Origin of the sequence: Burkholderia sp. BCC1985 (assembly GCF_905339915.1) — a bacterium.
In the GTDB taxonomy this organism is placed as follows: Bacteria; Pseudomonadota; Gammaproteobacteria; order Burkholderiales; family Burkholderiaceae; genus Burkholderia.
Genome location: NZ_CAJPGY010000038.1, coordinates 42,003 through 65,516, shown reverse-complemented (window position 1 = coordinate 65,516; position 23,514 = coordinate 42,003). Strand labels below are relative to the sequence as shown.

19 protein-coding genes and 2 pseudogenes are annotated in these 23,514 nt (G+C 66.4%); 10 read left to right on the top strand and 11 right to left on the bottom strand.

Annotated features, from left to right (window positions below):
- Positions 1 to 205 (top strand): annotated as a pseudogene (locus U4Z31_RS29015) (hypothetical protein); the annotation flags it as partial.
- Positions 206 to 277: 72 nt separating this feature from the next.
- Here U4Z31_RS29015 and U4Z31_RS29010 read toward each other — a convergent pair.
- The 3 genes from U4Z31_RS29010 to U4Z31_RS29000 all read right to left on the bottom strand — a co-directional run bounded on the left by U4Z31_RS29010 (position 278) and on the right by U4Z31_RS29000 (position 4,441).
- Positions 278 to 1,426 (bottom strand): hypothetical protein, encoded by a 1,149-nt coding sequence (locus U4Z31_RS29010; protein WP_321812125.1) that lies wholly within the window; start codon positions 1,424 to 1,426, stop codon positions 278 to 280.
- A 166-nt stretch (positions 1,427 to 1,592) separates the two neighbouring features.
- The gene (gene gabD / locus U4Z31_RS29005) at positions 1,593 to 3,062 is read right to left on the bottom strand and encodes an NADP-dependent succinate-semialdehyde dehydrogenase (protein ID WP_044845770.1); all 1,470 of its coding nucleotides are present in this window, start codon (positions 3,060 to 3,062) and stop codon (positions 1,593 to 1,595) included.
- 89 nt (positions 3,063 to 3,151) lie between these two features.
- A complete protein-coding gene (locus U4Z31_RS29000; RefSeq protein ID WP_321812124.1) occupies positions 3,152 to 4,441 on the bottom strand; it encodes a 4-aminobutyrate--2-oxoglutarate transaminase in 1,290 nt (429 codons plus the stop codon).
- A gap of 120 nt (positions 4,442 to 4,561) precedes the next feature.
- Here U4Z31_RS29000 and U4Z31_RS28995 point away from each other — a divergent pair, with 120 nt between their 5' ends.
- Complete coding sequence (locus U4Z31_RS28995) at positions 4,562 to 6,070, top strand: PLP-dependent aminotransferase family protein (protein WP_321812123.1); 1,509 nt, start codon at positions 4,562 to 4,564, stop codon at positions 6,068 to 6,070.
- 243 nt (positions 6,071 to 6,313) lie between these two features.
- Here the strand turns inward: U4Z31_RS28995 and U4Z31_RS28990 are convergent, their stop codons facing one another.
- Positions 6,314 to 7,150, bottom strand: coding sequence for a DMT family transporter (locus tag U4Z31_RS28990; protein WP_321812122.1), 837 nt, complete (start codon positions 7,148 to 7,150; stop codon positions 6,314 to 6,316).
- Between the two features lie 105 nt (positions 7,151 to 7,255).
- On the opposite strand from U4Z31_RS28990, the gene selD reads away from it, so the two are divergent.
- Both selD and U4Z31_RS28980 read left to right on the top strand, forming a co-directional pair.
- Entirely contained in the window at positions 7,256 to 8,320 is a 1,065-nt protein-coding gene (selD, locus tag U4Z31_RS28985; protein WP_321812121.1) for a selenide, water dikinase SelD, read from the top strand.
- Positions 8,321 to 8,682: 362 nt separating this feature from the next.
- On the top strand, positions 8,683 to 9,762 hold the full coding sequence (locus tag U4Z31_RS28980; RefSeq protein ID WP_124486156.1) for a purine-nucleoside phosphorylase: 1,080 nt from the start codon (positions 8,683 to 8,685) through the stop codon (positions 9,760 to 9,762).
- Positions 9,763 to 9,873: 111 nt separating this feature from the next.
- Here U4Z31_RS28980 and U4Z31_RS28975 read toward each other — a convergent pair whose 3' ends face one another.
- Both U4Z31_RS28975 and U4Z31_RS28970 read right to left on the bottom strand, forming a co-directional pair.
- Positions 9,874 to 10,632 carry a hypothetical protein gene (locus U4Z31_RS28975; protein ID WP_321812120.1) on the bottom strand — a complete coding sequence of 253 codons (759 nt, stop codon included), beginning with the start codon at positions 10,630 to 10,632 and terminating at the stop codon, positions 9,874 to 9,876.
- Between the two features lie 13 nt (positions 10,633 to 10,645).
- Positions 10,646 to 11,257, bottom strand: coding sequence for a M35 family metallo-endopeptidase (locus tag U4Z31_RS28970; RefSeq protein ID WP_321797718.1), 612 nt, complete (start codon positions 11,255 to 11,257; stop codon positions 10,646 to 10,648).
- A gap of 336 nt (positions 11,258 to 11,593) precedes the next feature.
- On the opposite strand from U4Z31_RS28970, the gene U4Z31_RS37220 reads away from it, so the two are divergent.
- A complete protein-coding gene (locus U4Z31_RS37220; RefSeq protein ID WP_415750309.1) occupies positions 11,594 to 11,752 on the top strand; it encodes a hypothetical protein in 159 nt (52 codons plus the stop codon).
- Positions 11,753 to 11,979: 227 nt separating this feature from the next.
- On the opposite strand, the gene U4Z31_RS28965 is transcribed toward U4Z31_RS37220, so the two are convergent.
- Together U4Z31_RS28965 and ceoR are read right to left on the bottom strand one after the other, a co-directional pair.
- Positions 11,980 to 12,276 (bottom strand): DUF4148 domain-containing protein, encoded by a 297-nt coding sequence (locus U4Z31_RS28965; RefSeq protein ID WP_321812119.1) that lies wholly within the window; start codon positions 12,274 to 12,276, stop codon positions 11,980 to 11,982.
- Positions 12,277 to 12,694: 418 nt separating this feature from the next.
- A complete protein-coding gene (gene ceoR / locus U4Z31_RS28960) occupies positions 12,695 to 13,699 on the bottom strand; it encodes a putative multidrug efflux transcriptional regulator CeoR (RefSeq protein WP_044845764.1) in 1,005 nt (334 codons plus the stop codon).
- A 173-nt stretch (positions 13,700 to 13,872) separates the two neighbouring features.
- Between ceoR and U4Z31_RS28955 the strand changes: the two genes are divergently transcribed.
- From U4Z31_RS28955 to opcM, 4 genes are read left to right on the top strand one after another with little or no spacing between them, the layout of a single operon-like run.
- The gene (locus tag U4Z31_RS28955) at positions 13,873 to 14,733 is read left to right on the top strand and encodes an alpha/beta hydrolase (protein WP_044845763.1); all 861 of its coding nucleotides are present in this window, start codon (positions 13,873 to 13,875) and stop codon (positions 14,731 to 14,733) included.
- Positions 14,734 to 14,765: 32 nt separating this feature from the next.
- Complete coding sequence (gene ceoA / locus U4Z31_RS28950; protein WP_044845762.1) at positions 14,766 to 15,983, top strand: multidrug efflux RND transporter periplasmic adaptor subunit CeoA; 1,218 nt, start codon at positions 14,766 to 14,768, stop codon at positions 15,981 to 15,983.
- 46 nt (positions 15,984 to 16,029) lie between these two features.
- A complete protein-coding gene (gene ceoB, locus U4Z31_RS28945; RefSeq protein ID WP_321812118.1) occupies positions 16,030 to 19,230 on the top strand; it encodes a multidrug efflux RND transporter permease subunit CeoB in 3,201 nt (1,066 codons plus the stop codon).
- A gap of 10 nt (positions 19,231 to 19,240) precedes the next feature.
- Positions 19,241 to 20,776, top strand: a complete 1,536-nt coding sequence (gene opcM, locus U4Z31_RS28940) for a multidrug efflux transporter outer membrane subunit OpcM (protein WP_321797715.1) — start codon at positions 19,241 to 19,243, stop codon at positions 20,774 to 20,776.
- A gap of 97 nt (positions 20,777 to 20,873) precedes the next feature.
- On the opposite strand, the gene U4Z31_RS28935 is transcribed toward opcM, so the two are convergent.
- A complete protein-coding gene (locus U4Z31_RS28935) occupies positions 20,874 to 21,470 on the bottom strand; it encodes a TetR/AcrR family transcriptional regulator (RefSeq protein WP_321812117.1) in 597 nt (198 codons plus the stop codon).
- Positions 21,471 to 21,597: 127 nt separating this feature from the next.
- Here U4Z31_RS28935 and U4Z31_RS28930 point away from each other — a divergent pair, with 127 nt between their 5' ends.
- On the top strand, positions 21,598 to 22,029 hold the full coding sequence (locus U4Z31_RS28930) for a hypothetical protein (RefSeq protein WP_044845758.1): 432 nt from the start codon (positions 21,598 to 21,600) through the stop codon (positions 22,027 to 22,029).
- Between the two features lie 63 nt (positions 22,030 to 22,092).
- On the opposite strand, the pseudogene U4Z31_RS28925 reads toward U4Z31_RS28930, so the two are convergent.
- A pseudogene (locus tag U4Z31_RS28925) lies at positions 22,093 to 22,239 on the bottom strand (LysR family transcriptional regulator); the annotation flags it as partial.
- Between the two features lie 204 nt (positions 22,240 to 22,443).
- On the bottom strand, positions 22,444 to 23,295 hold the full coding sequence (locus U4Z31_RS28920; RefSeq protein ID WP_321812116.1) for an alpha/beta hydrolase: 852 nt from the start codon (positions 23,293 to 23,295) through the stop codon (positions 22,444 to 22,446).
- Between the last annotated feature and the right edge of the window lie 219 nt (positions 23,296 to 23,514).

Genomic DNA, 23,514 nt, shown 5'->3' with positions numbered 1-23,514 from the left:
AAAGCGCGTGTCGGACCTGATCGCGGAGATCAGCTCGTCGACGGCCGAGCAGAGCACCGGGGTCGCGCAGGTTGATCAGGCGGTCGTGCATCTGGACAACATCACGCAGCAGAACGCGGCGCTGGTCGAGCAGAGCGCGGCGGCGTCGGAAAGCCTGAAGCAGCAGGCGACGCGGCTCGTGCATGCGGTGAACGTGTTTCGTTGAAGGCGGGGAAGGCAGGTGACGCGGCACGGCGGAGAGGGGCGGCCCGCGCGTCACCTCCACGGGTGGCGTAGATCAAATCAGCGCCGGTTGCAACGGCGCACGGTGCTCGCGAACCTTGACGATCCGGTATTCGTTGCGAAGCCCGTCGTCGGTGACGATCTGCGTCTGGCGCAGATCGACGACCAGCACGTCGCCCTTTCCGAAGCGCTCGCCGGCATCGATCTTCGCGATGAACCGTTCGTCGTCCAGCGACGCATAGAACGCGGACGTGCCGTCGTGCACGCGCCATTTGTTGCCGTCCTTGAACACGACGGATTCGAGCTTCAGCATCTTGAGTGCGATCGTGTCGGTGACGATTTCGCCGGGATCGTCGCTGCTCGCGAACGTACCGAGTTCGTCGCGTTCGATCGAGAGTTCGACGATGTCGTCGCGGACGATGCCGAAGCTGTCGATGCCGTCATGTTCGAGCGGCGAGAGCATTTTCTGCAGGTTGACGCGAACGGCCCGGTTCCGATACAGCCGGACGATGGGTTCATCGACGACGAAGCATTCCTGCTCCGACATCCAGATCCTGACATGCGCTCCGTCCGGCTCGGTGCGATGCGGTTTGCGCCCGCGCAGCGTGCGAATGAGGCCGATCAGCCCGCCGCCACCGATGATCCCCAATGCGGCGAGGATTGCCAGTGCGTTGCTGAACGCATTGGCGTTCGGCCCGGCGAACAGGTCGCGGATCTGGCTCGCGAGCGACTGGACGAAGATCAGCTCTGCATGGAACGAGCCGGACTTGAAGCCGCCCCTGACCTCGAGACGAACCTCGGAGTGGTCGCCATTGAGTTCCTTGTTGGCGGACGAGAACAGGTCGGCGATCGCGAGCAGCACCGGTGCGAGGTCACGCACGTCCATCCGGTGCTCGCCGAGCGCGGGCCCGTCGTAGACGACGTTGAACGGCTGGTGATTGCTCGGCCCGCCGCGCTTTTCCTCGGGCGGGCACGTACGACGATCGGCTGACCCGACGCTCATGTGCCGGCTCCCTTCGTGCGGGGCGCGATGCCGGGACGGGTGCGAGGAAGCGCGACGAGGGCGCGGTGCGCGGGGGATACGCTGGTCGGGCGGATGGAAGAACTGTTCATGCGCAGGCAAACCGGATCGAGGTGGAACGCTCAATCTAGCGGCTGGCAGTGGAACGAGAAATGAGACTTGAACGAAATTGCCGAACGGCATGACGTTTGGCCGATGCGGCATCGACGTCGCGCACGGAACGCGTGCCGACATCGCGCACGGCAAGGTGACGCGGGCACGGCGGAGAGGAGGTACCGGCCCGCGTCGTGACCGCCCGGTTCCGGCCGGGCGGTCAGGGCCTGTCGCCGAAGCGCCAGGCCCCGAACCGTCAGACGGCGAGGCAGAGGTACTTGATCACGACGTAGTCGTCGATGCCGTAGTGCGAGCCTTCACGGCCGAGGCCCGACTGCTTGACGCCGCCGAACGGCGCGACTTCGTTCGAGATCAGGCCCGTGTTCACGCCGACCATCCCGTACTCGAGCGCTTCGGCGACCTTCCACACGCGGCCGATGTCGCGGCTGTAGAAGTACGCGGCGAGACCGAACTCGGTGTCGTTCGCGAGGCGGATCACCTCGTCGTCGCTGCCGAACTTGAACAGCGGCGCGAGCGGCCCGAACGTCTCTTCCTTCGCGACCTTCATCGCCGGCGTGACGCCGGTCAGCACGGTCGGCTCGAAGAAGCCGTGGCCGAGCGCGTGGCGCTTGCCGCCCGTCACGACGGTCGCGCCCTTCGCGAGCGCGTCCTCGATGTGCGCCTCGACCTTCAGCACGGCCGCTTCGTTGATCAGCGGACCCTGCGTGACGCCCGGCTCCGTGCCGCGGCCGACCTTCAGCTGGCCGACCGCTGCCGCGAGCTTCTGCGCGAACTGGTCGTACACGGCTTCGTGCACGTAGAAGCGGTTCGTGCACACGCACGTCTGGCCGCTGTTGCGGTACTTCGATGCGATCGCGCCCTGCACGGCGGCATCGAGATCGGCGTCGTCGAACACGATGAACGGTGCGTTGCCGCCGAGTTCCAGCGACACCTTCTTGACCGTCGCCGCGCATTGCGACATCAGCAGGCGGCCGACCGGCGTCGAGCCGGTGAACGACAGCTTGCGCACGATCGGGTTCGACGTCAGCTCGCCGCCGATCGCCTTCGGATCGCCGGTGACGACGCTGAACACGCCGGCCGGCACGCCCGCGCGTTCGGCCAGCACGGCCATCGCGAGGGCCGAGAACGGCGTCGCTTCAGCCGGCTTCACGACGATCGGGCAGCCTGCCGCGAGCGCCGGACCGACCTTGCGGGTGATCATCGCCGCCGGGAAGTTCCACGGCGTGATCGCCGCGCACACGCCGATCGCTTCCTTCGTCACGACGATGCGCTTGTCGCTCGCCGGCGTCGGGATCGTGTCGCCGTACACGCGCTTGCCTTCCTCCGCGAACCACTCGAGGAACGACGCCGCGTAGCCGATCTCGCCCTTGGCCTCGGCGAGCGACTTGCCCTGCTCGGTGGTCAGGATCAGCGCGAGGTCGTCGGCGTTTTCCATCATCAGGTCGTGCCACTTGCGCAGGATCGCCGCGCGCTCTTTCGCGGTCTTCTTGCGCCATGCCGGCCATGCGGCGTTCGCGGCCTCGATTGCGTGGCGCGTCTCGGCCGTGCCCATCGCCGGCACGGTGCCGAGCAGGCCGCCGGTTGCCGGGTTGCGGACCTCGAACGACTCGCCGTTCGCCGCGCCTTGCCATTCGCCGTTGACATACGCCTGCTGGCGGAACAGCGACGGATCTTTCAGTGCCAGGGTTTCCTGAACGGTGCTCATATGAATCGCCTGCCTTGAAAATGACGGATAAAAAGGCCGCCGCCGTCCTGACGACGGCGGCGGCGCATTCAGTTGACGCGGACGGAAACTCAGGCCGGCACGCCGACCGTTTCCTTCAGCACTTCCTCGAGGATCACGAGCGCTTCGTCGAACACGGCCTGCGGGATCGTCAGCGGGAACAGGAAGCGCACGACGTTCGAGTACACGCCGCACACGAGCAGCAGCAGCCCGCGCTCGAGCGCGCGCGTCTGCACGCGCTTCGTGAATTCCGCGTCCGGCTCGCCCGAACCCGGCTTCAGGAACTCGACCGCGATCATCGCGCCCGGGCCGCGCACGTCGGCGATCTGCGGCACGTCGGCCTGCAGCGAATTCAGCTTCGCCTTAAGTACGTCGCCGAGTTGCGTTGCACGGTCGCACAGCTTCTCTTCGTCGATGATCTCGAGCACCGCGTGCGCCGACGCGACGGCCAGCGGATTGCCCGCATAGGTGCCGCCGAGGCCGCCGGGCGCCGCTGCGTCCATCGCGTCCGCACGGCCGACGACGCCCGACAGCGGCATGCCGCCCGCGAGGCTCTTCGCCATCGTGATCAGGTCGGCCAGCACGTCGTAGTGCTGCATCGCGAACAGCTTGCCGGTACGCGCGAAGCCCGTTTGCACTTCGTCGGCGATCAGCAGGATGCCGTGCTCGTTACAGATCTTGCGCAGCGCGCGCACGAACTCGGCCGGCGCCGGGTTGAAGCCGCCTTCGCCCTGGACCGGTTCGAAGATGATCGCGGCGACGCGCTTCGGATCGATGTCGGCCTTGAACAGCATCTCGATCGCCTTGATCGAGTCGGCCGTCGTCACGCCGTGCAGCGCGTTCGGGTACGGGGCGTGGAACACGTCGCCCGGGAACGGGCCGAAGTTCAGCTTGTACGGGGCGACCTTGCCGGTCAGCGCCATGCCCATCATCGTGCGGCCGTGGAAGCCGCCCGAGAACGCGATCACGCCCGGACGGCCGGTCGCGGCGCGCGCGATCTTGATCGCGTTTTCGACGGCTTCGGCGCCGGTCGTGAAGAACGCGGTCTTCTTCGGGAAGTCGCCCGGCGCGCGTTCGTTGATCTTTTCCGCCAGCTCGACGTACGACGCGTACGGGACGATCTGGTAAGCGGTGTGCGTGAAGCTGTTCAGTTGATCCGCGATCGCCTTGACGATCTTCGGGTGGCGGTGGCCCGTGTTCAGCACCGCGATGCCGGCGGCGAAATCGATGAAGCGGCGGCCTTCGACATCCCACAGCTCCGCGTTCTCGGCGCGGGCTGCGTAGAAATCGCACATCACGCCGACGCCGCGCGGGGTGGCGGCGTTCTTGCGGGCTTGCAGGTCGGCATTCTTCACGGTCATCTCCTTGATGTTCTGTCCGGTGGGATAAAAATCGGCCGCATTGGCAGCCCATGGAGGCGACTATAATCACATTTGGCTCTGGCAATCAGAGCCATTTCAATAAATATTCAGGAGCCAATCATGCGCGCAAGCGTGTTGTCGGACTGGCTGGCGCAGCGCCTCGTGCGCGGCGGCGAACAGCCGATCTACCGGCAGCTGCACCGGCTGCTGCAGCAGGCGATCCTGTCGCGCGAACTGCCGGCCGGCACGCGCGTGCCGTCGTCGCGGCTGCTGGCGGCCGAGCTCGGGATCGCTCGCAACACGGTCACGCAGGTTTACGAACAGCTTGCGCTCGAAGGCTATGTGAACTCGGCGACGGGGCGCGGCACGTTCGTCGCCGACAGCGCGCCGGACGAGATCGTCGGCGCGTCGCCCGACCCGGCCGCCGGCCCGGCGGTGGCGCCATCGTCCGCGCGGCGGCTGTCGGCGCGCGGCACGCGGCTCGTCGAGGGCGCGGGCGTGTCGAAGCGCCAGGGCGGCGCGTTCATGCCCGGCGTGCCCGATGTGTCGCGCTTTCCGGCGCGCGTGTGGACGCGGCTGCACAACAAGTACTGGCGGAGATTGCGCCCCGATTTGCTGACCTACGCGCCGGGCGGCGGCCTCGCGCTGTTGCGCGAGGCGCTGGCCGACTACCTGCGCACGTCGCGTTCGGTGCGCTGCACGCCCGAGCAGATCGTGATCACGACCGGGATCCACCAGTCGATCGACCTCGCGGTGCGGCTCCTGACCGATCCGGGCGACGCGATCTGGACCGAGGATCCGTGCTACTGGGGCGTGCGCAGCGTGCTGAACGTGTCGGGGCTGACCACGCGGCCGGTTCCGGTCGACGACGAAGGGATCGCGCCGTCGGCCGCCGATCTCGCCGAGCCGCCGAAGCTGATGCTCGTCACGCCGTCGCACCAGTATCCGCTCGGGATGGTGATGAGCCTCGCGCGGCGCCGGATGCTGCTCGAATACGCGCGCCAGCACGGCTGCTGGATCATCGAGGACGACTACGACAGCGAATTCCGCTACGGCAGCCGGCCGCTCGCGTCGCTGCAGGGGCTCGATACGGCCGGGCAGGTGATCTACGTCGGCAGCTTCGGCAAGACGCTGTTTCCGGGGCTGCGGGTCGGGTATCTGGTCGCGCCGGAGCCGCTCGCGGAGAGCTTCGCGACCGCGAGCGCCGAGCTGTATCGCGAAGGGCAGCTGCTGCAGCAGGCGGTGCTCGCCGAGTTCATCGCGGAAGGGCACTTCGTGTCGCATATCCGCAAGATGCGCACGCTGTACGGGCAGCGCCGCGAGGTGCTGCTCGATGCGGTCGCGCGCCGCTACGGCGACACGCTGCAGGCACTCGGCAGCGATGCGGGGCTGCATCTCGTCACGCGGCTGCCGGACGGGGTCGACGATCGCGCGGTCGCGCAGGCCGCGCTCGAACGCAACATCGTCGTGCGGCCGCTGTCCGGTTATTACGCGGAGCGCGAACGCGCGGCGTCGGGGTTGCTGCTCGGCTATGCGTGCGTGCCGGAGGACGAGATCGCGACGGCGTTCGCGACGCTGGCCGAGGCGATCGACGAGCGGGCGTTCGACGGGATGATTGCGGCGGCTTGACGTGTGCGGCAGTTGCGGTGACGACCAACGCTCGAGACGGCAGAGCGCGATGCGAAAGTCACGTATGAGAGGGGGGCGATATGGATCAGCGTTTTCAAGCAGGTCCAGGTCAATTGTCTCCGCCGCGCGGAGACAATTGCCTCGTCTGGAAAAACCTCGGCGGCAAGCACACAACGGCCCGACTGCCGAGTGCACCGGACCTGCCGTGACTGCCGGTCCTTCCTGAGGGCGTACGCACGCGCGTCAAAGCCGGATCAACGCCGCGCCCGCGACCACCAGCGCGCATGCTGCGAGCCGCTGCGCGCCGGGCCGCTCGCGCATCACGAACCAGCCGATCGCGACCGCGAAGATCGAGCTTGTCTCGCGCAGCGCCGATACCGTCGCGACCGGCAGATGCCGGTACGCGAGAATCACGATTCCATAGGCGGCGAGCGAGATCGTGCCGGCGATCGCGCCTTGCCGCAGCGACGCGCGCGAACCGAACACCACGCGCGGGCCGCCGCGCATCGCACACACCAGCACGAGCTGCGGCATGCTCCACAGCAGATAAACCCACGCGATATAGCCGAGCGCGCTGCCCGACACGCGCGAGCCGATGCCGTCGCAGATCGAATACGCGGCGATGAACACGCCCGTGAGCAGTGCGTACGGCACGCCTTCGCCGGAGAACCGGAAGCCGCGCCGCAACGCGAGCGACATGATGCCGAACGATACGAGCGCGATGCCCGCGAAGCCGAACGGCGTCGGCCGCTCGTGCAGCACCGCGAACGCCAGCACCGACACGAGCAGCGGCGAGATCCCGCGCGCGATCGGGTAGATCTGCCCGAACTCGCCGTTGCGGTATGCACGCGCCAGCGTGAAGCAGTACGCGACCTCGAGCACGGCCGACGCCGCGACATACGGCCACGCGGCGGGCGCCGGCGCGGGCAGCAGTACGACGCCCGCAATGCCGAACGCGAGATACGGCAGCGACATCGTGCCGAGCTGGACGAGACGGTCTTCGCTCACGTGGAGGAATGCATTCCAGATCGCGTGCAAGAGGGCGGAGCACAGCACGAGGCCGATGAACAGGTGATCCATGAATGAGCGAGCGGACGAGGGCGGGCGCCGTCAATTATGTGGGTGTCGGGCGCGCTCGCGCGGAATTGTCGATAATAGAACGTTGTTATTCACCGGATGCCGACGATGACCGAAGCCCCCCTCACCCCGCCCGCCGTTCCGCGCCTCACGAGCCTGTCGCATGGCGGCGGCTGCGGCTGCAAGATCGCGCCGGGCGTGCTGTCCGAGCTGCTGAAGCGGGCGACGCCGCCCGCGTTGTTCCCGGACCTGCTGGTCGGCACCGAGACCTCCGACGACGCGGCCGTCTACCGGCTGAACGACGAGCAGGCGATCGTCGCGACGACCGACTTCTTCATGCCGATCGTCGACGATCCGTTCGACTTCGGCCGTATCGCTGCAACCAACGCGCTGTCCGACGTCTATGCGATGGGCGGCAAGCCGATTCTCGCGCTCGCGCTGGTCGGGATGCCGATCAACGTGCTGCCGCACGAGACGATCGCGGCCGTGTTGCGCGGCGGCGAATCGGTGTGCGCGGATGCCGGCATTCCGGTCGCGGGCGGTCATTCGATCGATTCGGTCGAGCCGATCTACGGGCTCGCGGCGATCGGCGTCGTGCATCCGTCGCGGGTGAAGCGCAACGCGGCCGCGCGCGCGGGCGACGTGCTCGTGCTCGGCAAGCCGCTCGGCGTCGGCGTGCTGTCGGCCGCGCTGAAGAAGAACCAGCTCGACGACGCGGGCTACGCGCAGATGGTGGCGACGACCACCAAGCTGAACCGGCCGGGCGCCGAACTCGCCGCGCTGCCGGGCGTGCATGCGCTGACCGACGTCACGGGCTTCGGGCTGCTCGGCCATACGCTCGAACTGGCGCGCGGCGCGAAGCTGACCGCACGCGTGCATTACGCATCGCTGCCGTGGCTGGCGGGCGTCGAGGCGTTCGTCGCCGACGGCGTGTTCACCGGCGCATCGGGCCGCAACTGGGCCGCATATGGCGCCGATGTGCGGCTCGCCGACGGGCTGCCGCCCGTCGCGCAGGCGCTGCTGACCGATCCGCAGACGTCCGGCGGCCTGCTGGTCGCGTGCGCGCCGGATGCCGTCGACGACGTGCTCGCGTGCTTCCGCGCCGACGGCTTCGACCGCGCGGCCGTGATCGGCGAGATGGCGGACGGGCCCGCGCGCGTCGACGTCGCCTGACGCGGTTTTTTTCACGCTGGATCTGTCGGTCGCTAGAATCGATGCCTTCCCTCGAAGGCATCGACGACCGATGAACGATTTCCTGTTCGGGCCGTGGATCGAGAGCCACGCAAGGCTCGTCGTGGTTTGCATCCAGTCATTCGCATCGACGTCGACTCGTGCGTCGGTCGATCAGATAGTATTCCTGATGTTATTGCGCGGCGCGCATGTCGATCCCGTCCGCGTTTCATGCGAATCCTGGAGCCGCGCACACCGCCCGCCGTTTCGTAGTCGGGTTCCGCATCGCACACACGCGTTCTATACTCCCTCGCGCAGTCTCCGAGAGCCGTTCTCACCCAACATCACCGAAACAAGGAACGCCGATGCTGACTCGCTCCATCCTTTCCGCAGCTGCATTCTCGCTTGCCGCCTGTGCGACCGCGCCGTCGATTGCGCAGAACAACCAGGGCAACGATGGGGGCAACGCTGCATTCGCCGAGACCGGTGCACAGGGCCGCCCGGTCAAGGTCATGATCATCACGATGTTCGGTCCGGAAGGCCAGGCATGGCTCGACCGGCTCGGCCCGTGGCGCGACATCACCGTGCCCGGCCTGTCGCCCGACTATCCGGCCGTTCACTGCAACAAGCAGGACGTGTGCGTGGTGACGACCGGCATGGGCTATGCGAACGCGTCCGCGACGATCATGGCGCTCACGTTCTCGCAGCGTTTCGACCTGCGCCGCACGTACTTCCTCGTGTCGGGCATCGCGGGCGTCGACCCCGCGCAAGGCACGGTCGGGTCTGCCGCCTGGTCGAAATACCTGGTCGACTTCAGCCTGCAGTGGGAACTCGATGCGCGCGAGATTCCGGCCGGCTGGAATACCGGCTTTCTCGGCATCAATACGAAGAGCCCAAACGACAAGCCGCCGCTCGACTACCGCACCGAAGTATTCCAGCTCAACCCGCAGCTGACCGATGCCGCGTATGCGCTGTCGCGCAACGTCGTGCTCGCCGACAGCGCGCAGGCCCAGGCCGCGCGCGCGAAGTTCACGTATGCGCCGGCGAATCGGCCGCCGACGGTGATCCAGTGCGACACGTCATCGGGCAATACGTGGTTCTCGGGCACGCTGATCGGCGAGCGCGCGCGCCAGTGGACCAAGATCCTCACCGACGGCAAGGGCACCTATTGCATGACCGCACAGGAAGACAACGCGACCTATGAAGCGCTCAAGCGCGCGGCGAGCGTGAAGCGGGTCGACCTGTCGCGCGTCGCGGTGCTGCGCACGGGTTCCGATTTCGACCGGCCGTATGCAGGGCAGACGAGCGCGGACAATCTGCTGAACTATGCGGACCAGGGTGGTTTCGCCCCGGCGACCGAAAACCTGTACCGCGCGGGCAATCCGCTCGTTCAGGACATCGTCACGCACTGGGGCGAATGGCGCGACGGCGTGCCGCGCCGGTAAGGGGGTAGCGCCGCGCTGGAGTCACTCGATCATTCACGCGTGGCCGGGCTCCGGGCGAGTCGATATCGCCTGGAGCGACCGGATTGGGGCAGCGGGACCGGCTGCGGAGGATCACGGGCCGGGGCGCGCGAGTTTGAGTTCGATGCGCGTATATTCCGGCCCCAATAGCTGCATGGGCGCAGTCTCACCGTGCTCGTCCGTCATGCCGATGTATTGCGTGGCACTGGTGCTGATCCGGTAGCAGGTATGCGTTAGCGGCCGGTGGTCTTGATTTCGCAAAAGCAAGGTCTGGTTGCGCGTGCGTGCGGTCCAGCGCTCCATTGTCACGAAACGTGCTGACGGGGGTTCCCGACTGTCGCCGCATGAAAAGCGGCTCGAGTCGGGCTCGGGCCCCGGCATTTCGGGTGTCGGTGCATGACTAGCGACACCGGGCGTACCTGCCGAGTTGCAAAGACTCTGACAGCCCGCAGGCGGGCATTTCGGGACGAACTGGACCCAAAGCTGCTTCCTGTCATCGGGATCGAGCTTGCCGTTCCTGCGCGACACGATTCGCTCGTCGATGTAAATGTCGTCGGGCGACATTCCGAGTTGCACGAGAAACGATTTCATCTGCGCACCGCGTTGCCGCGCGAGTTGATCAGGGCGGCTTTCCCAATCGTAGGCCGTCGCGTCGATCGAGACCGCCGCCCCTTCGCGCGTCCATTCCCTGGCGGTCAGGTAGTGTCTGACGACGGAGAGTCTGTCGCTGTTGGCGATCTCGGTCGAATTCAGCGGCAGTTCCATGCTGTCGGTCAACAGGACCTTGCACGCATTGGCCTGTATCGGGAGTGACAGGAGGGCGCCGAATATGACAGAGAGGGCACGTCGCATGAGTTGCTCCGATTCAACGTGCCAGAATGAACCACGCGATGTTGTCTGCATTACCGATCGCCATGCCCGGGTAGCGTTTCGCGAACTGGGCGCTGGCCCGTCGACCGTATGCCGCTGGATGGTCGCCCGCATCGAAAGTGTCTGCAAAATGCGCGCATTCGTGAACGATGGTCAATTGCTGCGAGGAGAGGTTCCCGGCTGATCGCTCGGGTAGCGAGCAGAACGGGAGATTGATGGCGATTGTATGAGTTGCGGTGTCGGGGCGACAGACATGCGCGACCTCGGCGTCGAGATGTTTCATGTTTGGAAGACATCCTGTTGCGCGGTCGGCATCGGAACCGATGCGGACGAAATTTTCTGGCCCGAGACTGGCCATCACCCTGGCGAGGGCGTCGAGCCCCGAAGTAAGTCTGCGTCTTGTATCGCTATTTGCCGAACCGAACCACTCGATCACTCGTGCTTCCGTGGCCGGATTCCAGAGCATCAGTTCCCTGCGCCGTCGCAGTGTGATCTCGACTGCTTCGTCCCGCAATTCGAGCATCCGTTTCCTGAACGCCGCGTCCGTCATGTTCGGACAGATTGGTGGTCCATCGAGAGATACACCAGGCAGTGGCGATGTCGTCATAGGCACTCTCCATATGGATATCATTTGGAGTGCTGATGCTAAGTGCCTGAAGTAGGACCGAAGGTGTACCAGATTTCGGTCGATGCAACGAATGAGTATTGGGAAGTGTGAATGGAAGGTGGGAAAGACGGCGGGTTCTTGCGGCGAACAAGCGACCTTTCGCTGGCTCAACCGGCGTGATGATCTGGATTGAGCCCGCTGGACATGCAATATGCAGCCGATCGACCATCGACTACGACGGCAAGCGCGACCGGCAGACTAATCAGCTCGTGTCAATCGCTGTATCGGGCATGGATGCGACTTGGTCGCTGGATTGACCTTGGATAACGTCACCAATTGTGTCGCTACACTGGTGCAGTGACTACGGCAAAAATATGCCGCAGTGGCCGACGCTTCGCCCCGGCGACCGAAAACCTGTACCGCGCGGGCAATCCGCTCGTTCAGGACATCGTCACGCACTGGGGCGAATGGCGCGACGGCGTGCCGCGCCGTTGAAGGCCAGCGTCTTCAGCGAGAGATCGACGCGAAGTTCAATGCGCGTGCGGCGCGGAACGGAACGGCGTCCAGACGGGCGTCGTGTCGTCCCAATGATCGAGCGGCGAAGGAAGTTGATCGTTCATCACAGGCTCCTGCAACTAACTGGCTAATCGGGTGTTCGATGGCGGTGTCTCGACGCCGCGCCGCGGATCATCCGCTGCGCGGCGTTGCGCGTTGACCGATGCTCAACGGCCTGCGCCGGCGAGCTGGTTGCCTTCCGGTGTCGGGCGATACGGGCCTTGCGCGAGTTCGAGCCCTTGCGGATACGAATTCGCCTTGCGCAGCCACGCCAGCGTGCCGTCGCGGCGGGCCTGCTCGACTTCCGCGCTGACTTCGGCACGCGTGCGCGGGCCGTTGCTGTGCTGCGTGTACCACGACGTGTTCGCGTAGTCGCCGGCGTGCGGGGTGGTCGTATCGGCGAAGGCCGGTGCGGACACGGCGAGTGCGAGCGCGACGGCGGAGAGAAGATGGCGGCGGTTCATGACGTAACTCCTGTGTTGGTCGGAGTTGGCGCGTCGGCGCTTGCTCCGGTCCCGTCAAGCGGGATCTGTTCGATGCGCAACGAGGTGCGCGACAGGGTTTACTCTAGGGGGACGTTCAGGCGCGATAAATGCGGCTGACGCGAATTGAATTGTCGTGATGGTGGAACAATCGCGATCCGTACTGTCGGCAGGGTTACTCGAAAATCGCGCACAGCCGCCTGCAGCGGGGCTCCCGGCGATGTCGCGCGGCGCGCGCCGTCACGCACGCGGCCGATTGCCGTGCACGGCGCAAAGGTGTGATGCGGATTCAGGAAAGGCGCTGTGCGGGGCGGGGAAGGCGGCACGAACGTGACGCCGCGGCGGCGCGAAGGCAGGACGGCGCGCGGGCCGCACAGCCCGCGCACCGCGGTTCAGACGATTACGCGACCCACTCGTTGATGACCGGCGTGTCGAGCGCCGGTGCGCGCTCGGCTTCCTCGAACGTGCGCTTGCTGCACGTCGCGTCGAGGCTGCCCTTGCCGCTCAGCAGCGGGCAGCGGTCGAACACTTCGGCGATCCAGTCGACGAACACGCGTACCTTCGGCGACAGGTGCCGGCTGTGCGGATACACGACCGAGATCGGCATCGGCAGCGGCTTGAGGCCGGGCAGCACTTCCTTGAGCCGGCCGTCGCGCAGGTGCGGCAGCACCATGAACAGCGGCGGCTGGATCAGGCCGAAGCCTTCGAGCCCGCACGTCACGTACGCATCGGCATCGTTGACCGATACGATCGCGTTCATCTTGACCTCGACTTCCTTGCCGTCGGTCAGGAACGTCCAGTCGATCGTACGGCCCGTGCGGCTCGAGAAGTAGTTGACGGCCTTGTGGTCGTTCAGATCCTCGATCGTTCGCGGCTCGCCGAACTTCTCGAGATACGCGGGCGCAGCGACCGACACGCACTCGAACAATCCGACCCGGCGCGCAACCAGCGACGAATCCTGCAGCGCACCGACGCGGATCACGCAGTCGACGCCTTCCTGCAGCAGGTCGACCGGCCGGTCGGACAGCCCGAGCTGAAGGTCGATGTCCGGATAGCGCGTGTGGAATTCGCACAGCGACGGAATCACGAGCAGCCGCCCGATCGAGCCCGGCATGTCGATACGCAACTTTCCGTGCGGTTTCCGGTTGTTGTTCTGGAAGCTTGCTTCGGTTTCCTCGACATCGGCGAGGATCCGCACGCAGCGTTCGTAGTACGCGGCGCCGTCCGGCGTGAGCGACAGCCGGCGCGTGGTCCGGTGCATCAGCCGCACGCCGAGGAAGGCTTCGAGATTCTGGATGATCGTCGTGACGGACGCCCGCGGCAGGCTGAGCGACTCTGCTGCCTTGGTGAAGCTGCTTGTATCGACGACGCGAGTAAACACCTGCATGGCCTGAAGCCGGTCCATCACAACCTCCGCAATCTAATTTGCCGCCCGAACGACAAGGCTGCGCTACCTCATGGGTAAGCGCAGCCTGGATTGTTCGGGGGCGTTGAATTGTGTTGCCGGATTATAGGCATTTATCCGGATGTCTGCCGGACCCAGAATTCGTTCCATCTCGAAATGGATGCTGCATCGTCATGGACGCTTCTGAATTCAGCAAATTCCTGAAAGCCGCGTTGCCCGCCGAAGCCAGAGCCGGCGCGGCACTGACGGTCGCGGAGGTGGAAATCCCCGGCTACGCGCAGGACATCGTGCTGCGCCTCTATCGGCGCGCGGACAAGACCGGATTGCCGGTAGTGCTTTACTTCCACGGCGGCGGTTTCGTGCGCGGCACGCTGGATGACGCCGATTTCGCCGCGCGCTTTTTAGCAGAACGCTTACCGGCTCTCGTAGTGTCGGTCGATTATTCGCTCGCGCCGGCCTTTCCTTTTCCGGCCGCGCCGGAGGATGCGTATCGCGCGGCCGTGTGGGCCGCGACGCGCGCCCGCGCGTTCGGCGGCAATCCGAAGAAGATCGGCGTCGCGGGGCACGATGCGGGCGGCCAGCTCGCGAACTGTCTCGCGTTCATCGCGCGCGATCGCGGCGAAGTGTCGATCGCCGCGCAGGCCCTGTTCGGGCCGATGCTCGACCCGAGCATGACGCGCATCGGCGACGCCGAACGCCTTGCGTCGGACATCACCGCGCGCGAATGCGCGGCCTGTTATCGCGCCTATCTGCCGCAGGCGGCGCAGCGCATGCACCCGTATGCGGCGCCGCTCGAATCGGTGCGCCTCGCGGGCCTGCCGCCGACGCTCGTCGTCACCGCGCAGAACGACGTGCTGCACGTCGAAGCGGAGAAATATGCGGGCTGCCTGATTTCATCGGGCGTGCTCACGCAGGTGATCCGCTACCCGGACGTCACGCACGCGGCGCTCGCGACGCACGAAGCCGCGCTCGAGGAGGCCGTGCGCTTCTTCCAGTGCCGCTTCCAGGCGCGCCAGCCGAACCGTTCCGAATAACCAGAACCAATCCACGCTTATTGGAGATCCACATGGCCATCCTACGCACCTCCCGCTCCCGAATCGCGACCGCGGCGATCGCGACGCTCGCCGTCGTCGGCCTCGGCACGTTCGGCGCGATGCGCGTGAACGCGAACGCGCCCGAAAAGGCGGCAGCGCCGCTGCCCGAAGTCGACGTCGCGACCGTCGTGCCGCAGACCGTCACCGACTGGCAAGGCTATTCGGGCCGCCTCGAAGCGGTCGAGAAAGTCGACGTGCGCCCGCAGGTGTCGGGCACGATCGTCGCGGTGAACTTCAAGGACGGCGCGCTCGTGAAGAAGGGCGACGTGCTGTTCGTGATCGATCCGCGCCCGTACCAGGCGGAAACCGACCGCGCGGCCGCGCAGCTCGCCGCCGCGCAGGCCCGCAACGGCTATGCGCAGAGCGACTGGCAGCGCGCGCAGCGCCTGATCGGCGACAACGCGATCGCGAAGCGCGACTACGACGAGAAGCAGAACGCGGCGCGCGAAGCGACGGCGAACCTGAAGGCCGCCGAAGCCGCGCTGGAAACGGCGCGCATCAACCTCGGCTATACGCGCATCACCGCACCCGTGTCGGGCCGCGTGTCGCGCGCGGAAATCACACTCGGCAACGTCGTGTCGGCCGGCGCGTCGGCCGCGCCGCTGACGACGCTGGTGTCGGTGTCGCCGATCTACGCATCGTTCGACGCGGACGAGCAGACCTACCTGCAGTACATCAACGGCGCGCGCAACGGCCGCAAGGTGCCGGTCGAGCTCGGCCTCGCGAACGAAACCGGCTACTCGCGCAGCGGCGAGATCGACTCGGTCGACAACCGGCTCGACACGTCGTCCGGCACGATCCGCGTGCGCGCGCGCTTCGACAACGCGGACGGTACGCTCGTCCCCGGGCTCTACGCGCGCGTGAAGGTGGGCGGCAGCGCACCGCACGAGGCGCTGCTCGTCGACGATGCGGCGATCAACACCGACCAGGACAAGAAGTTCGTGTTCGTCGTCGACCAGCAGGGCCGCGTGTCGTATCGCGAAGTGCAGCAGGGCATGCAGCACGGCAACCGGCGCGTGATCGTGAGTGGCCTCGCCGCCGGCGATCGCGTGATCGTGAACGGCACGCAGCGCGTGCGGCCGGGCGAGCAGGTGAAGCCGCACATGGTCCCGATGACGGGCGGCGATGCGCCGTCCGCGCCGCTCGCGGACAACGCGAAGCCGGCCGCACCGGCGAAGGCGGAATCGTAAGCGGCCCGCCGCTTCGATTTCCGCGTTCAACCAGACAGAGCAACCCATGAACATTTCCAAATTCTTTATCGACCGGCCGATCTTTGCAGGAGTCCTATCGGTGATCGTCCTGCTCGGCGGGGTGATCGCGATGTTCCTGCTGCCGATTTCGGAGTATCCGGAAGTCGTGCCGCCGTCCGTGATCGTGAAGGCGCAGTATCCGGGCGCGAACCCGAAAGTGATCGCCGAGACGGTCGCGTCGCCGCTGGAAGAGCAGATCAACGGCGTCGAGGACATGCTCTACATGCAGTCGCAGGCGAACAGCGACGGCAACATGACGATCACCGTCACGTTCAAGCTCGGCACCGATCCGGACAAGGCCACGCAGCTCGTGCAGAACCGCGTGAACCAGGCCTTGCCGCGCCTGCCGGAAGACGTGCAGCGGCTCGGCATCACCACGGTGAAGAGCTCGCCGACGCTGACGATGGTGGTCCACCTGATCTCGCCGGACAACCGCTACGACATGACCTACCTGCGCAACTACGCGCTGATCAACGTGAAGGATCGCCTGTCGCGGATCCAGGGCGTCGGCCAGGTGCAGCTGTGGGGTTCGGGCGACTACGCGATGCGCGTGTGGCTCGATCCGCAGAAGGTCGCGCAGCGCGGGCTGTCGGCCGAGGACGTCGTGCAGGCGATCCGCGAGCAGAACGTGCAGGTCGCGGCCGGCGTGATCGGCGCGTCGCCGTCGCTGCCCGGCACGCCGCTGCAGCTGTCGGTGAACGCGCGCGGCCGTCTGCAGACGGAAGACGAGTTCGGCGACATCGTCGTGAAGACGACGCCGGACGGCGGCGTCACGCATCTGCGCGACATCGCGCGCATCGAGCTGGACGCGTCCGAGTACGGGCTGCGCTCGCTGCTCGACAACAAGCCGGCCGTCGCGATGGCGATCAACCAGTCGCCGGGCGCGAACTCGCTGCAGATCTCCGACGAAGTGCGCAAGACGATGGCCGAGCTGAAGCAGGACATGCCGGCCGGCGTCGACTACAAGATCGTCTATGACCCGACGCAGTTCGTGCGCTCGTCGATCAAGGCCGTGGTGCACACGCTGCTCGAAGCGATCGCGCTGGTCGTGATCGTCGTGATCGTGTTCCTGCAGACCTGGCGCGCGTCGCTGATTCCGCTGATCGCGGTGCCGGTGTCGATCATCGGCACGTTCTCGCTGCTGCTGGCGTTCGGGTATTCGATCAACGCGCTGTCGCTGTTCGGGATGGTGCTCGCGATCGGGATCGTGGTCGACGATGCGATCGTGGTGGTCGAGAACGTCGAGCGGAACATCGAGAGCGGGATGAACGCGCGGGCGGCGACCTACAAGGCGATGCAGGAAGTGAGCGGGCCGATCATCGCGATCGCGCTGACGCTCGTCGCCGTGTTCGTGCCGCTCGCGTTCATGTCGGGCCTGACCGGCCAGTTCTACAAGCAGTTCGCGATGACGATCGCGATCTCGACGGTGATCTCGGCGTTCAACTCGCTGACGCTGTCGCCGGCGCTGTCCGCGATCCTGCTGAAGGGCCACGGCGACAAGGAAGACTGGCTCACGCGCGTGATGAACCGCGTGCTCGGCGGCTTCTTCCGCGGCTTCAACAAGGTGTTCCATCGCGGCGCGGAGAACTACGGCCGCGGCGTGCGCGGCGTGCTGTCGCGCAAGACGCTGATGCTCGGCGTGTACCTCGTGCTGGTGGGTGCGACCGTGCTCGTGTCGAAGGTCGTGCCGGGCGGCTTCGTGCCCGCGCAGGACAAGGAATACCTGATCGCGTTCGCGCAGCTGCCGAACGGCGCGTCGCTCGACCGCACCGAGAAGGTGATCCGCGACATGGGTTCGATCGCGCTGAAGCAGCCGGGCGTCGAGAGCGCGGTCGCGTTCCCGGGGCTGTCGGTGAACGGCTTCACCAACAGCTCGAGCGCGGGCATCGTGTTCGTCACGCTGAAGCCGTTCTCGGAGCGGCACGGCAAGGCGCTGTCGGCCGGTGCGATCGCCGGTGCGCTGAACCAGCAGTACGGTGCGATCAAGGATTCGTTCGTCGCGGTGTTCCCGCCGCCGCCGGTGCTCGGCCTCGGCACGCTCGGCGGGTTCAAGATGCAGATCGAGGATCGCGGCGCGGTCGGCTACGCGAAGCTGTCGGATGCGACCAACGACTTCATCAAGCGCGCGCAGCAGGCGCCTGAGCTGGGCCCGTTGTTTACGAGCTACCAGATCAACGTGCCGCAGCTCAACGTCGATCTCGACCGCGTGAAGGCGAAGCAGCTCGGCGTGCCGGTCACCGACGTGTTCAACACGATGCAGGTGTATCTCGGCTCGCTGTACGTGAACGACTTCAACCGCTTCGGACGCGTGTACCAGGTGCGCGTGCAGGCCGACGCGCCGTTCCGTCAGCGCGCGGACGACATCCTGCAGCTGAAGACGCGCAACGACCGTGGCGAAATGGTGCCGCTGTCGTCGCTCGTCACGGTGACGCCGACGTTCGGCCCGGAAATGGTCGTGCGCTACAACGGCTACACCGCAGCCGACATCAACGGCGGCCCGGCGCCGGGCTTCTCGTCGGGTCAGGCACAGGCGGCGATCGAGCGTATCGCGCATGAAACGCTGCCGCGCGGCGTGCGGTTCGAATGGACCGACCTCACGTACCAGCAGATCCTGGCAGGCGATTCGGCGATGTACGTGTTCCCGATCAGCGTGCTGCTCGTGTTCCTCGTGCTCGCCGCGCTGTATGAAAGCCTGACGCTGCCGCTCGCGGTGATCCTGATCGTGCCGATGAGCATTCTGTCGGCGCTGACGGGTGTGTGGCTCACGCAGGGCGACAACAACATCTTCACGCAGATCGGCTTGATGGTGCTGGTGGGGCTGTCCGCGAAGAACGCGATCCTGATCGTCGAATTCGCACGTGAACTGGAGCACGACGGCAGGACGCCGCTCGAGGCCGCGATCGAGGCGAGCCGGCTGCGGCTGCGCCCGATCCTGATGACGTCGATCGCATTCATCATGGGCGTCGTGCCGCTCGTCACGTCGACCGGTGCGGGTTCGGAAATGCGCCATGCGATGGGTGTCGCGGTGTTCTTCGGGATGCTCGGCGTGACGCTGTTCGGGCTGATGCTGACGCCGGTGTTCTACGTCGTGCTGCGCACGCTGGCGGGCGGCAAGATCCACGTCGCGGGCAAGGACTCGGCCGGCTATGGCGTGTCGCCGTCCGGTGCGTCGGCTTCGGATGCTTGAGGACAACAAGATGGACAACATGCACAACACGAATGGCCTGATGCGCTTCGCGAAGGTGGCGGCCGCGAGCACCCTGCTCGCGACGCTGCTCGCCGCGTGCGCGGTGGGGCCCGACTACAAGCGCCCGGACGTGTCGACGCCCGCGGCGTTCAAGGAAGCGCCGACGCTCGCGGCCGGCGAACAGGCCGGCACGTGGAAGACCGCCGAACCGGCGGACGGCGAGCATCGCGGCGAATGGTGGAAGGTGTTCGGCGATCCGGTGCTCGACTCGCTCGAGTCGCAGGCGCTCGCCGCGAACCAGAACCTGAAGGCCGCGGCGGCGCGCGTCGAGGAAGCGCGTGCGGCGACCCGCACCGCGCGCTCGCAGTGGTTCCCGCAAGTCGGCGCCGGGTTCGGGCCGACGCGCGAAGGGCTGTCGTCGGCGTCGCAGTTCCAGCCGCAGGGCACGGGCCCGACCACCGCGACGCTGTGGCGCGCGCAGGGCACGGTGTCGTACGAGGCCGACCTGTTCGGCCGCGTGAGCCGCAACGTCGAGGCGTCGCGTGCCGACCAGGCGCAGAGCGAGGCGCTGTTCCGCTCGGTGCAGCTCGCGCTGCAGGCGGACGTCGCGCAGAACTACTTCGAACTGCGCCAGCTCGACTCGGACCAGGACCTGTACCGCCGCACGGTCGAACTGCGTGACCAGGCGCTGAAGCTCGTGCAGCGCCGCTTCAACGAAGGCGACATCAGCGAGCTCGACGTGTCGCGCGCGAAGAACGAGCTGGCAACCGCGCAGGCCGATGCGGTCGGCGTCGCGCGCCGGCGCGCGGCGTCCGAGCATGCGCTCGCGATCCTGCTCGGCAAGGCGCCCGCGGACTTCGCGTTCAAGGAAACGCCGATCGTGCCGGTCGCGGTGAAGGTCCCGCCGGGTCTGCCGTCGGCATTGCTCGAACGCCGCCCGGACGTGTCGGCGGCCGAGCGCGCGATGGCGGCCGCGAACGCGCGGATCGGTCTCGCGAAGTCGGCGTACTTCCCGAAGCTCGATATCACGGGCGCGTTCGGCTATGAGGCGTCGACGCTCGGCAACCTGTTCATGTGGTCGAGCCGCACGTTCCTGCTCGGGCCGTTCGCCGGCACCGCGCTGACGCTGCCGCTGTTCGACGGCGGGCGGCGGGCGGCCGGCGTGCAGCAGGCGCGCGCGCAGTACGACGAGCAGGTCGCGAACTACCGGCAGCAGGTGCTCGTCGCGTTCCGCGAGGTCGAGGACAATCTCGCCGATCTGCGTCTGCTCGACGACCAGATTCGCGCGCAGGATGCGGCCGTCAACGCGTCGCGCCGTGCGGCGACGCTGTCGCGGACGCAGTATCAGGAAGGCGAAGTGGCCTATCTCGACGTGATCGACAGCGAACGGTCGGTGCTGCAGTCGCAGTTGCAGGCGAACCAGCTGACCGGGGCGCAGGCCGTGTCGACCGTGAACCTGATCCGTGCGCTGGGCGGCGGGTGGGGTGCGGTGCCGACGGCAGTCGGCGATGCGGCGTCCGCCAAGGCGGAAGTCGCCGCGCGTTGAAGCAGCGGCCCGCCAGGGGCCGTTCGAGCAGGTGGCTGATCGAAGAAGAACCCCGATTCCGTGGCAACGCGGATCGGGGTTTTTTATTGGCCGTGCGTTATGCCTGCTGTTCGGGCTTCACATCCGTGCGTTCGGCGATCACCACCGCGTAGCGGCCGACCGCATCGGCGATGCGCTGCGCCAGTTCGGGATCGCGCACTGCACGCGCGAGCGTGACGCCACCCGACAGCAGCGCGAGGAACGCGATCGCGCGATCGTCGTCGGGGGCGTCGCCGAGCCCGGACGACACTTCGTCGACGATCTGCCGCAACGCCTGTTCATAGGCGTCGCGCGTGTCGTCGTCGGCGCGCATCACTTCGGGCGACAGGCTCGGCAGCGCACAGCTTTCGCCGAGCGCGCAGGTGCGCCGCGGCCCGAGATAGAACGACACGAACGGACGCCGCCAGCGCGCGCCATGCTCGGCCTTGAAGATCGCGACGCCTTGCCGGAGTTGGTCGAGACCGGCGAGGACCACGCTGCGGAACGCTTCGCCTTTCGATTTGAAATGCCCGTAGAACGCGCCGTTGGTGACGCCCGCCGCCTTCGTCAGCGGACCGATGCCGGAGCCGCCATAGCCCTCCTGGCGGAACAGGCGGCTCGCCGCCTCGAGAATGCGCGCGCGGGTTTCGTGCTTGTGCTCGACGGAATAACGCATGACAGGCTCGCTTCAGAGCGATCGCTCTTTATCGCTTGCATAGAGAGCGATCAGTGTCTAATGTATAGAGAGTGACTGATATTTATATCACGTCACGATTCCGATGACCTGACCTGGAGAACGTGCGATGCCGATTACGCTGACAGTATCTGAAGGGGTTTTCTCGCAGGAAGACGAAGGGCCGGTATTTGCCGAACTGACCGATGCGCTGCTGGAGGTCGAAGGGCTGACCGGGAATGCGTTCCTGGCGCCGAACGTGATCGGCTCGCTCAACGTGCTGCCGCGTCACCGGACCTTCGTGCATGGTCGCGCGGAGCCCGCGGCATTCGTCGAGCTGAAGCTGCCGGCCGTGGCGCTCGCGGCGCCCGACAAGCAGCGGCAATTCGTCGAACGGGCGACCGCGATCGTGCTGCATCGCGCAGGCGGGCGGCTGACGCCGGCGCAGATCTGGGTGAATGTCGTGCATGCGGTCGACGGCGGATGGGGCATTGCCGGGCGACGGTACGACAACGCTGCGCTCGTCGATTCGATCCAGGGTGCGGCGGCTGGTTCGCATTAACCGCAACTAACGGTCAAACCATCCAGCATTGACCGACGGTGCGGCGATGATTCGCCGCACCGATCAGCCGTGACTGCCTTCAGCCCGCAGTGCCCGCATCAGTTCGCTGGCTGCCTTGCCGAGCCCCGTATGTTTCGGCCGCCGCAGATACACGGGCGGCGGCAGCCCGTTCCGGATGTTCGCGAACACGAGCGGCGCGAGTTCGCCGTCCGTGCTGATAGTGTTCTTCCCGATCTTCACGTTCGTATACAACTGGTCGTTCGACAGTGTGTTCGGGTTGCCGGATGCGGTGACGCGCAAGCCCGAACCGGTCATCTGACGCGGAGGCGGGCGAAGCGATGCGGGGAAGCCCGTATCGCTTCGTTCAGGAAAGGGGCGGGAAGTGACGGGCGGACCGAATGCCGCCCGCGAGCGTTACGCGGCGACGAACTCGTGCACGTAACGGTTGAACACCGCGGGGCTCGCGGCGTTCATCCCATGCGACGCACCGGCGACGGTCTGCCGTTGCGCATCGCCGATCCACTGCGACAGCGCGTCGACGTTGTTGCGGAACATCTTCGGGCTGCGCTGGCCGTCGATCAGCAGCGTGCGGCATGCGATATCGCCGGCCGTGTGCTGCGAATACGCGGGCAGCGGATCCTGCAGCTGCTTCGGCAGCGTGCTCGCATTGTCGATCGCCATCGTGCGAAAGCGCGACGTGCTCCTCTTCCATGCGCCGGGCAGGCTCACCGAGTCGACGAACATTTCGAGGCCGGCTTCCACTTCGCCTTGCCCGATCAGGTTCACGGCCTGCGTGCGCAGCGCGATCGCGGCGGCCGGCAGCGCGGCTTCGCGCACGCCCGGCTGTTGCAGCGGGCCGCCCGGATCGGCGAGCGTCAGCGTGTCGACGAGCTGCGGATGCTGGCGCGCGACGTTGAATGCGACGCTGCCGCCACGCGAGTGGCCGACGAGATGCACGGGGCCGAGATCGAGTGCGTCGATGAATTCGGCGAGCTCGTCGACGTGGTTCTGCCAGCTGAACTCGTCCTGGATGCCGGCCTCGACGGCCGGCCAGTAATGGCTCAGGCTCGGCGCGATGCAGCGGTAGTGGGCCGACAGCGACGCGAGTTGCGGATCCCAGTAACGGTAGTCGCACAACGATCCGTGCACGAACACCATCGGTGCGCCGCTGCCCCGCTCGACATACGGCAGGCTGATGCCTGACGAAAGCGTCGCAAATTGCAGGTCGGGGTTCGCGAGCACCGAAGGCTCGATTCGCATGTTCATGACTGAAAACTCAATGGGTGCGTCATCACGTCGCAACTATGCCTCACGGCAAGCTGCAAGGAAAACGCATAATTTTCATCGTGACGATCAATTTTATTGATGGCTCGGCTGAAAACCCTTGTCGCAGCGTGGGGAAGTGCCGAAGGCTCAAATCGTCTGATTATTTATTTGACGGCTGAAAGCACGTGTGAACGCCTGCGCAAGCGCGCATCGGGGCGG